Origin of the sequence: Prochlorococcus sp., assembly GCF_965655815.1 — a bacterium.
Taxonomy (GTDB): domain Bacteria; phylum Cyanobacteriota; class Cyanobacteriia; order PCC-6307; family Cyanobiaceae; genus Prochlorococcus_A; species Prochlorococcus_A pastoris.
Genome location: NZ_CBFHHZ010000012.1, coordinates 1 through 11854 on the forward strand (window position 1 = coordinate 1; position 11854 = coordinate 11854).

Below are 11854 nucleotides of genomic sequence, written 5' to 3' on the forward strand. Positions count from 1 at the left end.
AATGATCTCCATTCTTTAACGACGAAAGGAGGAACTGGTAACTCTGAAAAGACACCTGATAAAGATAACCTTAATGGTCTATTTTTATCAATATTAGTTGTTAGTTCATTCAAATCAAATTCTGCAGCAGCTTGCCTTCCATCGTTAGCTAATTCAGCATTTAATAGTGTTTTATCATTTAACAACCACTGTTTTCTTCCAGAATCTACTTGTAAATTCGTTGGATGATCAATCCTAAGATTTCCAGGATATCCAATTACCCTTAAGATCAATTTATCTTCAAAAAATGGCGACTTATACGCAACTAGTTGCCATGTTTCAAAATCTAGATCTCTTAGAAACTCACTACTAGCATTTATTAACTCTCCATTGATTTCTGTTTCAGCAATTTCTGCAAAAGCCTTAAGTGGATTAAAAATCAGAGAAATTAATATGGCAAAAGGTAGTAATCCCTTAAAAAAAATATTTTTATTTAATCTTGAAATTTTCATCATTTTCAGAATCCATAAGGGTGTCTAGTGTAACTGCTGTTCTAACAAGAGCTTGATATCTTTTTATGATTTTACGATTTTTTTCTATAACTCGGGATAAATTCGCAGTATCTTTATCAGAAAAATTCGTTGTTAAATCACCAGAGTCCTCCTCTATTAACTCAAAATTACTTTCTTTGTTAATTAGAGTTAACAATATTTCGTGTAAACGCTTTCTCCTGTCTGACAAGTAATTTATAGTTATTATTTTATAAATACTAGGATAAATTAATAAAACATACAAATAAATAATATTATTCCTTTTAAATATTTATGACTCAGATAAAAAGAAAAATTCATGTAATAGGAATTAATTCTTTTGAATTTAAAGAGTTACCTTTGAAATTACAAAAATTATTTATAAAAACAGAAAATATTGCAGTTCCAGATCCATATTTTGAAGATATTAAATTATGGGACCAAAGTAATACAAAAAAAGAAAAATTATTTTTCGCTAGCAGAAGTGACAATAAACTAATTAATTGGCTTAAATCTCAAAAAACCGACGTAATTTTATTTTCTAGGGGTGATCCTCTTTGGTTTGGTATTGGAAGAATACTTCTAGAAAACTTTTCAAAAGAAGAATTAAGTTTTTATCCATCAAATACATGTGCCCAACTTGCATTTAGCAAACTAAAAATATCTTGGCAAGAAGCTATATATGTAAGTATTCATGGAAGAGATTCAACTAAATTGATTGAGGCCCTAAAATCAAAACCACCTAGTTTAGCGATAATTACAGATTCAAATAACAACGGTTTAGAAATAATTCAAAATAATTTATTAGAGTTAAATCTAAATAATCTTTACGACCTTTGGATTTGTGAGGAAATAGGTTTTGCAAATGAAAAGATTAGAAAATTTAACCCAAAAGAAAAATTACCATCGGATATTTCTAACTTGAATATTGCTGTTTTATTGAAAAGAGAAAAAGATCTTCAAGGAAAAGCAAATCATTTATTTGGATTTAAAGATGATACTTTTAAAACTTTTGAAGACAGACCCAATTTATTAACAAAAAGGGAAGTTAGAATTCAAATTTTGGCTGATTTAGAGTTACCAGAAAATGGCACAATTTGGGATATTGGAGCAGGTTGCGGCTCCATTGGTTTAGAAGCATTAAAATTAAGGCCTAATTTAAAATTATTTTGTATTGATAAAAGAATTGGCTCAAAAGAGTTAATCTTAGAAAATGCAAGAAGATTAGGAGTTGCCCCTAAAGATATTTTTGAAGAAGATATAAATAATTTATTTAATTCCAATAGTATTAATTCTTTGAGAGAGGCTAAGAGAATAATTATTGGTGGCTGTGATAAAAAGACTAAGCTTCGAATTATTAATGAATTGTCTAAACATATGAACTGTGGAGATATTGTTGCTATTCCTTTAATCGATATCCAAACCATTAAAGATCTAAGAGATACCTTAAAAGGAAATAATTTCGAAGTGAATTTAAATCTTATCCAGACTTATAAAAGCTTAAGTATTTCAGAAGGAATAAGAATGGATCCAAATAATCCTGTATTTTTGCTTAGAGGAAGAAAACTATCTTAACTTTAGATTACTTATTAGGTTTACCAACATGAGGCAAACCCCAACCTAATTTATTTCTTAATACCTGAAAAAACTCATGATCCTCAAGCCTTATAAACTTAACCGAATGTTTACTTTTTCTAATTAGAACCCTATCTTCAGGCCAAACATAACAACCTGCATTTCCATCAACCACCATAACTAACCTTTCAGGAGTAGCAGGAAAAACAGTAACTGGTTCCGAATCATTAAAAACCAAAGCCCTTGAAGCTAATGAATGGGGAGCAATTGGAGTTAATTGCACTACTGGGCAATCGGGTGTAATAACAGGGCCCCCGGCGCTTAAAGAATAAGCTGTTGAGCCAGTTGGAGTAGAAAGGATGACCCCATCTGCAGATATATCGACTGGAGCATGTCTTCCTATGGAAATTTCAAAATGACACATACTCGTCAGAGGTTCTCTATGAAGGGCCATTTCATTCAAACAAAGAGATTCCCATCTTCTTTGCTCATTTCTCATTACGCTAATAATTAAACTTTTTCTTTCTTCTATATCCCATTTACCGATAATAAGTTTATCAATTGCTTCCTCTAGATTTGAAAGATATGCTTCCGCAAGAAAACCTAAATGCCCAGTGTTTATTGTAAGGATTGGAATTTTTGCAGGAGCTGTCTGTCGAGCAGCAGAAAGTACTGTTCCATCTCCACCAAGAACAATCGCAAACTCCATAGAGGAATCGAACCCTTCTGGCACACAATTCGAATATCCTAATGGACGCACGTGTTGATCAGGATTGGCAAAGCCAACCATACCTCCAGAACTACTTACTCTTACAACTTCATAATTGGATTTTTCCAATTTTTTTTGAACGGAAATTGCAGTTTGAACAGCCAGTTCTTTACCATCATTGACGATTAGTCCAGCTTTACGTACCAATCGATAAATTTAAAACTAATAGTATTTTAAACTAATTTGATAAAGAAACCTAATTTAAAATACTAATCATATTAAAACTGCTTTAAGAATCTGAGATCATTAGTATAGAACCTTCTTATATCATCAATCTGATGTCTCACCATACAGAATCTCTCTACACCTAATCCAGCTGCAAATCCAGTCCATTTCTCAGAATCAATTCCTAATTTTTCTAGAACCTTTGGATCTACCATTCCACAACCCATTACTTCTAACCATTTACCTTTCCATTGAACATCAACTTCTGCAGAAGGTTCAGTAAAAGGAAAATAACTAGCTCTAAATCTTACAGGAATATCTCCAAAAAAAGTTTTTAAAAAAGTCAGCACAGTTCCTCTTAAATGACTAAAGTTTATATCTTGATCGATACATAAAACCTCCACTTGATTAAAAACAGGAGAGTGAGTAGCGTCTACAGCATCTCTTCTGTAAACTCTTCCTGGAGCAATAATTCTTACTGGAGGTGGATTATTTTCAAGATATCTAATCTGAACAGGTGATGTATGAGTTCTAAGTAGACGATTTTCATCTAAATAAAAAGTATCCTGCATATCTCGAGCTGGATGATTTTTAGGTATGTTAAGTGACTCAAAATTATAAAAATCACTCTCTATCTCTGGGCCATTCTCTACTGAGTATCCTAATCCGCAAAAAATATCTATGATCTCATCTTGAGTTGAAATTAAGGGGTGCTTATTCCCAGGGAGGGTTCCTGTGGAAGGAATTGTAACATCAATTTTTTCATCTTCGATCTGTTTATCAATGGCTTCACTAATAAGTTGATTTTTTCTTTCAGTTATTAAATCTTGCAAGTTTATCTTTATCAAGTTTGCCTTCTGTCCAATAATTGGTCTATCAACAGAAGATAATTTGCCCATAGTCTTCAATATTATTGATAATTCTCCTTTTTTTCCTAACAAAGAGACTCTTAATTGGTCCAATTCAGAATCACTTTTCGCATTTTTTATATTTTCATTCGCTAGGAGAGAGAGATTATTTAATTTGCCCTCAATTTGGCTTAATGATTCAATTTGACTCACTGATATAGTAAAAATAGATATAGTTTTATCTTACTTAAATATTGTCCATAATAAAATGTATTGATTAATGGAATCATTAAATATTTTAATAAGTAATGACGATGGGGTTTTTGCTGAGGGAATAAGAGCTCTAGCCAAATCCGCATTAAAAAAAGGGCATAAAGTAACAGTAGTATGTCCGGACCAAGAAAGATCGGCGACTGGTCATGGCCTCACTTTGCAGTCACCTTTGAGAGTTGAAAGAGCAGATGAATTATTTGATAAAGGTATTAAAGCTTGGGGTTGTTCAGGGACCCCTGCTGATTGCGTTAAACTCGCACTATCAGAATTATTAGATAAAAAACCTGACTTAGTTCTTTCTGGAATAAATCATGGTCCAAATTTAGGAACAGACATTTTTTGTTCTGGAACAGTAGCTGCAGCTATGGAAGGTACTTTAGAAAATGTTCCATCAATGGCAATTAGTGTTGCGAGTTTTAAATGGAAAAATTTTGAATTTGCTAGTGAAATTGCAATGAATATTGCTGAACAAGCAATAAATGATAGTTGGCCAAAGTCTCTTCTTTTGAACTTGAACATACCTCCTTGTGAAAGAAATAAAATAAAGGAATTATCCTGGACAAGATTATCAATCCGAAAATATAAAAACCAATTTTCTAAAAGGGAAGATCCAAGAGGCGATGATTATTATTGGTTAGCAGGTGAGGCTGTTTTAGATCTTAAATCAAAAGGTGATGGCCCCAAGAATTGGCCTAGTGATGTCTCACAAATACAAGAAAATAAAATTTCTCTTACACCTGTAGAACCAGACTTGTTTTGGAGAGGAAGTTTAGACGTGTTGCCAAAAATCAATGCTTCATTTATAAATGCTTCTTAGCAACCATAAAGAGAAGCAAAGTCCAAAGAAATGAGCGGCGATAACTTGTGTATTACTTAGTACTGATAAAATCTCAAGACCAGTAATAGGAATATCAGATGACGCCGTAATAAGTTGACCAGTTGTTTGAGAGGAAGCCTGTATAAAAAGTGCGCCCATAAGTGCTTGATATCCAATTAAGCCAAACAAAATTCCTAACAAATCATTTATTAAGCCTCTTTTTATTAATTTGCTTGTTTGCCCTCTAGAGGGTCTAGCATTACTTGCAATTGCTCTGCCAGTTCTGACTATTAACCAACCTTGCCACAAACTAAAAAGTAGTAAAATCAAAGAAATTGTTGTTAGTGATAGACCCGGAGTCAAACTCAGCTGTCCTTCGCTTTTATTTACAACATTTGAAAAAAGCAAAACAGCTGTTACTACAACACCTAAAATGGATTGAATCCAAAAGCGTATCCAGCCAATGCGCCGCATTCCAAATGAAAGCGACTGAAAATCAATTTTGTCAGGCATTCATTTGATTGAATAACTATGATCTATTCAAATTTGCCATCAAAATCATAAAATTGCACGTTATCTTGTGATCTCTTTAATATCACCATCTGAAGTTAAGCAGCCCACCTCAATCGCTATTGGTAGTTTTGATGGTCTGCACGCGGGTCATAGAAAATTAATAGAAAGTGTTGTTAAAGAAAATGATTACACACCCACAATCGCAAGCTTTTGGCCACATCCAAGAGAAGTGCTCTATAAAGAAACTCGTCTTAGACTTGATCTACCAGAGGAAAAGCTCCCTATCCTTGAAGATCTTGGCATAGAACAATTGGTTCTAATTCCCTTTGATAAGAATCTTTCTAAATTAAGTGCTGAGAACTTTATTAAAAATATTTTGATCAATCAATTACAAGCAAAAAGTATTTCAGTAGGGGCTAATTTTAGATTTGGCTTTAAAAGAAGTGGAGATATTAATACAATTAAACTTGCCACTAAAGATTTGGATATAAAACTAAAAATCATTTCAATTTTAGAGGATAAGGAAGGAAGAATTAGCAGCAGCAGAGTAAGAGATTTATTACAAAAAAGTGATTTAAAGAATGCTTTTAAAATACTTAATAGGCCATACAGTTTTAAAGGAAAAGTAGTTGAAGGAAAAGGTATTGGAAAGAGCCTAGGATTTCCTACAGCAAATCTTGAAATAGATGGAAGAAAATTTTTACCTGGTGAAGGAGTCTATGCAGCATGGTCTACTATAAATAATTCTTCCAATAAAATTGCCTCTGTTATGAATCTTGGTTCTCAACCAACTATTGATCCTCTCTTGCCATCTGCTGTTGAAGTTCATTTAATTAATAAAGATATCAACCTATATGGGCTGAATTTATCAGTAGAACCTATTGAGAAGCTAAGATCTCAAATCAAGTTTCAAAATATTGATCAACTCTCTAATCAAATTACAAAAGACAGAGAAAATGCATTAAAAATTCTTTGTAAGCATAATAAATAAATTTCTATATGAAAAACCCAAACATAATTCAACCTGAAGATTTACGAATATCTCAAATTATTGACGCTAATTTAGATAGAGCAAGAGAAGGTCTAAGGGTTTTGGAGGACTGGGCCAGATTTGGCTTGGGTAATGAAGATTTTGTTATAAGAATAAAAAACTTCCGACAAATATTAGGTAAAAATCATTTAGAAATTTATAAATTATCAAGAAACCATATTGAAGATCAATGCAAAGGATTATCTCATGTTGAACAAATCAACAGGAATAATTCCTCTAAAATAATAAGCTCCAATTCTGCAAGAGTTCAAGAAGCGCTACGAGTTATTGAAGAATTTTCAAGGATTCATAATAGTAAACTTTCTAAAATAGCTTCCGAGATTAGATATGAAATTTACACTTTAGAAATTGAAATATTAAATTTCAATACTCGTAAGAGAGCACAATCAATAATTAGTAAAAACAATTTATATTCGATAACAGACCCAAGAGAAAACTTATTAGAAATAATTGAAAAAATATTGTTAGGAGGGGTAAAAATAATTCAGCATCGATTTAAAGAAGGTAATGATAAAGACCATCTCAAAGAGGCAATTGAAATAAATAACTTATGTAAAAAATATAATTCTTTATTCATCGTTAATGACAGAGTAGATATAGCATTGGCATCAAAGGCAGATGGTGTTCATCTTGGTCAAGACGACCTCGATATAAAAACAGTAAGAAAATTACTTGGTGCCTCAAAAATCATTGGAGTTTCAGCCAACAATTCAACTGATATCAATAAGGCTGTAAAAGATGGATGCGATTACATTGGAGTCGGGCCAGTTTTTCCAACCTTGACAAAGAAAAATAAAGAACCTCTCGGTGAAGAGAAAATTAAGGCCTTAACAAAAGATCTAAATATTCCTTGTTTTGCCATAGGAGGAATTAATAAATTAAATATCTCTTCTCTAAAAAATCATGGAATTAGTAAGGTTGCAATAGTTTCTGGGCTGCTAAATTCAGAAGATCCAAAAGATGAAGCTATGATTATTATAAAAGAATTATCCCATGAAAATTAGTGTTAACGGTAAAGAAAAAAAAATAGAACTAGAAAATGAAAAGGCTTTACTTTCAAGCACTTTAGAATTCCTAGGATATAAGCAAAATACTGTTGTAGTTGAAGTAAATGACTTAATTATTAACTCAAAAAAATGGGATAGTGAAATACTTAAAGAAGGCGATAAGTTAGAAATCGTATCTATTGTTGGAGGCGGATAATTTACTAAATAGTAGAAATTCGGAAATCTTCATATTTTTTTAACGTTAAGCATGAAACAATAACCCAATTTTTAATTTTTTCATTTTATATTTTTAGTACTTTAATCAGAAAATGAAAGAAAACCTAAATCAAAATTCAAGATCTTTGAAATGGGAGCCGAATGGTGAATTAGCTCAAAAAGATTTATCCGAATTAATCGAAAGATTAAAAAATGTAGAAGGTGATGATACTTCTTCAGAATTATCAAGATTAGGTACCAAATCGAACATAATAAATTAATTTTGTTACTTAGAGCTTGCTTTTAGAGAAATTTATATCAAATTATAATTACTGTAGATTAAATAAATGACCAAAAGATATCCAGAGTGGGTAAATACGAGTGTTGTTGTGAAGGCTATAAAAATGCGAGAAGAAGGAATACTTTCTAAACAACTAAATTTATGGATAGAGAATTTATTAGAAATCGAAAAAAATAATTAACCTTTAGGAAATCCTTTTTATAATTCTTAGCGCAGCCATTGCCGCTCCATAACCATTGTCTATATTCATAACCGATATCCCAGGAGCGCAACTTGATAACATACTATTTAATGCAGTTTCTCCATTTTTACTAACTCCATAACCTACTGAAACCGGTACAGCTATTATAGGTTGAGGTAATAAGCCTCCAATGACAGTTGCTAGAGCTCCTTCCATGCCCGCACAAACTATAAGAACATCGTATTTATTAATTTCCTCTATTTCACTGAATAAACGATGAAGTCCTGCTACTCCTACATCTATAAAAGTTTGACAGCTAACTCCATAAATTTCTAGAGATAATTTAGCTTCAAGTGTTACTGCTAAATCACTAGAGCCTCCTGAGATTATTGCTACTTTTTTATTTGTCGAGAATTTATTTAAATTTTCACCAATTATGAAGCAATTTGCTTCTTCAATAAATCTCCCCTCCTTAAAGATTTCTAATAAATGTGCAGCTTTTTCTTTATCAATACGCGTAATAAAAACTACTTCTTTTTTTTCTAAGACTTCTTTAGACACTCTCTTTAATTGATCTATACTTTTATCTGCACCCCAAATCGCTTCAATAAGTCCAATTCTTTCTCTTCTCTGGAAGTCAAACCTAATATCTAAATTCATCCTTGTTTAACTAACTCTCCTTCATAAATTAATTCAAAAGGATTAACATTTGTATTCAAAGATGTTTTAACGTTTTCTTCAAATTTTTCTTGCACCTCATTTACTTCGTTCATTGATATACTTTTCCATAGTTTTTTATTTTCCCAATTTACCAATATTAAAGCTTCTTCTTTTTCTTTATCCCAAAATATTTGTCTACCCAAAAAACCATCTTGAATAGATAACCAAGGCTCCCAAACTTCTTTTTCAGCCTGAAGCCATACTTTTTTAAACTCAGAAGGAATCTTAAGTCTTAATTCTTCTGTGACAGGTCCACTTTGATAAGTATCCATGGGAAGAGCATTAAGGATTGGAGAATTGATTTGAAAAAGAAAAATGAAAAGAAAAATAAATAAAAAAGAAAGGTTTTTTATTTTCTCTTGAACATTAAATTTTATTTTCATTCTTTTTTCTCAAGCAAAACTACAGAGTGACAACTTATTCCTTCCTCTCTACCCTCAGGTCCCAATTTCTCATTTGTGGTAGCCTTTATTCCTATGAAACTACCATTAATTTGTAAGGTATTGGAAATATTATTCTTCATTAGTTGCACATGGGGTTCAATTTTTGGTCTTTCAGCCACGATAACACTATCAATATTATTCACTTCCCAACCTTCCTTTCTAATTAATTCAATAACTTTAGATAATAAAAATAAACTATCAGCATTTTTCCATTTCTGATCAGATGGTGGGAAATATTTTCCAATATCTCCAAGAGATAGAGCTCCTAATAATGCATCCATTATTGAATGACTAAGAACGTCAGCATCACTATGACCATCAAGTCCTAAATTATCAGGATGCTGCATCTTAACTCCTCCAATTATTAAGTCCCGCCCCTCCACTAATCTATGAATATCATATCCATTACCTATTCGGAATTTCATTATTTCATTTGAGTCTCTGTTTATTCTCTTACTTTTTGGTACTTTTTTATAGTCTTCATTCGAAATCAAATCATTTCTTCTATCCAAGGTCCTTTCTAACATTTTTTGCTTACGCCATAATTTAATCTCTTCATGATTACCACTAACCAGAATATCTGGTACCCTCATTTCTCTAAAAATTAAAGGTCTAGTGTAATGAGGATATTCTAATAAAGAAGAATTATGACTCTCATCTATTAACGATCCTGGATCTCCTAGGGTTCCTGGTAATAATCTTGTTAAGCCATTTATTATAGATATAGAAGGAATTTCCCCACCTGAAAGTACATAATCACCTATAGAAACCTCTTCATCAGCCAAGCATCTAACTCTTTCATCAAAACCTTCATATTGCCCACAGATAATTATCAATTGATCCAAAGAAGACCATCTTAAAAGATCCTGCTGCTTCAAGACTTTACCTTGTGGAGTCATTAATAGAGTTTTACTATTCGGTAATTTATCTATTGAATCATGAGCCTTGTAGATCGGTTCTGGTTTTAAAACCATCCCTGAACCTCCCCCATAAGGCTTATCATCTACTTGCCTATAATTACCTTCTCCGTATTCTCTTAAATCATGCAAGTTGACATTAATCAGATTTTTATCTAAAGCTCTTGTTATGACACCTAAATTATTTATTGATTCAAAAGCTTTGGGAAACAAAGTAATTACGTCAAAATTGAAACGAGTCATTTAATAATCCACCTCATAACCTAGCTCCATTAATTTTGATTCTTTTTTTCTCCAATTTGGAACAACTTTTACAAACAACTCCAAGTGAACTGGACCATTTATTAACTTCTTCATATTTGATCTTGCAGTCTGACCGATAGTCTTTAACATCGAACCTTTTTTACCAATAAGAATTCCCTTTTGACTTGTTCTCTCAACAATAATTGTAGCCAAAATAGCCGTAAAGTTTTTACCCTTATCTCTTTTAATTTCCTTAATTTTTTCTATGTTTACTGCAACACTATGGGGGACTTCTTCCCTTGTATTGATTAATACTTGCTCTCTTACTAAATCCGCTAATAAATTATCTAGGGGTTGATCGCATATTGTATCTTCCTCGTAAAGCATTGGTCCTATTGGGAGGAAATTTAAAATTATATCAATCAATTCAGAGCACCCATCTCCTTCAGATGCACTTACAATTTGAAAATTTTTACTAGTTCCAAAAACTTTTCTATATTGATCTAATCTTAGACTCTTGAATTCCTTATTCACTAAATCCCATTTATTCAATACAACAATAAATTCAGTTTTATTTGCAACTAAAAAATCTTTTATGTATTCATCACCTCTCCCAGGTTCAACACTTGAATCGAGAACTAAAACAACCATATCTACTCCATTTATTGCTGATTTAGCATTTTTCACAAGTATTTCGCCTAGAAGATGATGAGGTTTATGAACTCCAGGCGTATCTACAAAAATTATTTGCCCAAATTTTGTAGTAAGTATTCCTTTTAATTTATTTCTAGTAGTCTGAGCAACAGGAGAAGTAATTGTTATTTTCTCTCCAATTAACTTATTTATTAAAGTAGATTTCCCTACATTTGGCCTTCCTAGTAAAGTTACGAAACCAGATTTATAATTAGTCAAAAGTCTTTTAAAATATCCATAATAAAATTCTGATCAAAAATGATAAAAAAAGCTATAAACTTAAAAGAAACTTCTTTTACTCAGGCAATAAATATATCTGCTCAATGGTGTAATGAATGGGGAGAAGATCTTTTAAGTGAGGAAGTTTTGGCAGATAGAGTCGCAGAGCTAATTAAAACAAAAAATGGTTTGAGAGGTTTTTTTGCGTATGCATTGTCAGATCAAAATTGTTATTTATTAGATAAGCTTCCGTTCTCATTTGTTTTCAAACTTCAAGAGGCTGGAGATGATGTAGTTGAAATAGTAATTAAAAATCTAATTATGAGCTCTGCCCAAATAATTGTTCATGAAAGTGACAATAATCTTGAATATAAATCTAATTCGGAAAATATATCAGAGAGATGTAAAAGTATTT

The 11854-nt window shown here is 31.8% G+C and carries 17 protein-coding genes; 8 read left to right on the top strand and 9 right to left on the bottom strand.

Going from position 1 to position 11854, the window contains the following annotated elements:
* Positions 1-494: DUF3122 domain-containing protein (locus tag ACTF45_RS08985; RefSeq protein ID WP_438949829.1), on the bottom strand; the 494-nt coding region annotated here is incomplete at its 3' end.
* On the bottom strand, positions 469-720 hold the full coding sequence (locus ACTF45_RS08990) for a hypothetical protein (protein ID WP_288348088.1): 252 nt from the start codon (positions 718-720) through the stop codon (positions 469-471). The genes ACTF45_RS08990 and ACTF45_RS08985, both read right to left, overlap by 26 nt.
* Before the next feature lie 83 nt (positions 721-803).
* On the opposite strand from ACTF45_RS08990, the gene cbiT reads away from it, so the two are divergent.
* Positions 804-2084, top strand: a complete 1281-nt coding sequence (gene cbiT / locus ACTF45_RS08995) for a precorrin-6Y C5,15-methyltransferase (decarboxylating) subunit CbiT (RefSeq protein WP_438949830.1) — start codon at positions 804-806, stop codon at positions 2082-2084.
* A 7-nt stretch (positions 2085-2091) separates the two neighbouring features.
* Here cbiT and ACTF45_RS09000 read toward each other — a convergent pair whose 3' ends face one another.
* Both ACTF45_RS09000 and pheS read right to left on the bottom strand, forming a co-directional pair.
* Positions 2092-3000, bottom strand: coding sequence for an NAD(+) kinase (locus ACTF45_RS09000; protein ID WP_011132903.1), 909 nt, complete (start codon positions 2998-3000; stop codon positions 2092-2094).
* 71 nt (positions 3001-3071) lie between these two features.
* The gene (gene pheS / locus ACTF45_RS09005) at positions 3072-4079 is read right to left on the bottom strand and encodes a phenylalanine--tRNA ligase subunit alpha (RefSeq protein ID WP_011132904.1); all 1008 of its coding nucleotides are present in this window, start codon (positions 4077-4079) and stop codon (positions 3072-3074) included.
* Positions 4080-4146: 67 nt separating this feature from the next.
* Here pheS and surE point away from each other — a divergent pair, with 67 nt between their 5' ends.
* The gene (gene surE / locus ACTF45_RS09010) at positions 4147-4956 is read left to right on the top strand and encodes a 5'/3'-nucleotidase SurE (protein ID WP_438949831.1); all 810 of its coding nucleotides are present in this window, start codon (positions 4147-4149) and stop codon (positions 4954-4956) included.
* Here the strand turns inward: surE and ACTF45_RS09015 are convergent.
* Positions 4936-5469 (bottom strand): DUF3611 family protein, encoded by a 534-nt coding sequence (locus ACTF45_RS09015; protein WP_438949832.1) that lies wholly within the window; start codon positions 5467-5469, stop codon positions 4936-4938. The genes surE and ACTF45_RS09015 overlap by 21 nt on opposite strands.
* Before the next feature lie 67 nt (positions 5470-5536).
* Between ACTF45_RS09015 and ACTF45_RS09020 the strand changes: the two genes are divergently transcribed.
* The 5 genes from ACTF45_RS09020 (at position 5537) to ACTF45_RS09040 (ending at position 8204) form a co-directional block, all read left to right on the top strand.
* Positions 5537-6460, top strand: a complete 924-nt coding sequence (locus ACTF45_RS09020) for a bifunctional riboflavin kinase/FAD synthetase (RefSeq protein WP_438949833.1) — start codon at positions 5537-5539, stop codon at positions 6458-6460.
* An 8-nt stretch (positions 6461-6468) separates the two neighbouring features.
* Positions 6469-7524, top strand: a complete 1056-nt coding sequence (locus ACTF45_RS09025; RefSeq protein WP_438949834.1) for a thiamine phosphate synthase — start codon at positions 6469-6471, stop codon at positions 7522-7524.
* A complete protein-coding gene (gene thiS / locus ACTF45_RS09030) occupies positions 7514-7723 on the top strand; it encodes a sulfur carrier protein ThiS (RefSeq protein WP_288348101.1) in 210 nt (69 codons plus the stop codon). The genes ACTF45_RS09025 and thiS overlap by 11 nt, the downstream gene beginning before the upstream one ends.
* A 112-nt stretch (positions 7724-7835) precedes the next feature.
* A complete protein-coding gene (locus ACTF45_RS09035) occupies positions 7836-8003 on the top strand; it encodes a hypothetical protein (protein ID WP_348659950.1) in 168 nt (55 codons plus the stop codon).
* Between the two features lie 66 nt (positions 8004-8069).
* On the top strand, positions 8070-8204 hold the full coding sequence (locus ACTF45_RS09040) for a hypothetical protein (protein ID WP_438949835.1): 135 nt from the start codon (positions 8070-8072) through the stop codon (positions 8202-8204).
* A gap of 3 nt (positions 8205-8207) precedes the next feature.
* Here ACTF45_RS09040 and larB read toward each other — a convergent pair whose 3' ends face one another.
* From larB to era, 4 genes are read right to left on the bottom strand one after another with little or no spacing between them, the layout of a single operon-like run.
* Positions 8208-8864 carry a nickel pincer cofactor biosynthesis protein LarB gene (larB, locus tag ACTF45_RS09045; RefSeq protein WP_438949836.1) on the bottom strand — a complete coding sequence of 219 codons (657 nt, stop codon included), beginning with the start codon at positions 8862-8864 and terminating at the stop codon, positions 8208-8210.
* Entirely contained in the window at positions 8861-9307 is a 447-nt protein-coding gene (locus ACTF45_RS09050) for a TIGR03792 family protein (RefSeq protein ID WP_438949837.1), read from the bottom strand. Before ACTF45_RS09050 ends, larB begins: the two co-directional genes overlap by 4 nt.
* Positions 9304-10527, bottom strand: a complete 1224-nt coding sequence (trmD, locus tag ACTF45_RS09055; RefSeq protein WP_438949838.1) for a tRNA (guanosine(37)-N1)-methyltransferase TrmD — start codon at positions 10525-10527, stop codon at positions 9304-9306. The genes ACTF45_RS09050 and trmD overlap by 4 nt, the downstream gene beginning before the upstream one ends.
* Positions 10528-11439: a GTPase Era gene (gene era, locus ACTF45_RS09060; RefSeq protein WP_348660330.1), complete on the bottom strand. Its 912-nt coding sequence runs from the start codon at positions 11437-11439 to the stop codon at positions 10528-10530.
* Positions 11440-11478: 39 nt separating this feature from the next.
* Here era and ACTF45_RS09065 point away from each other — a divergent pair.
* Positions 11479-11854 (top strand): hypothetical protein (locus ACTF45_RS09065; RefSeq protein WP_438949839.1); only part of this gene is annotated, 376 nt, incomplete at its 3' end.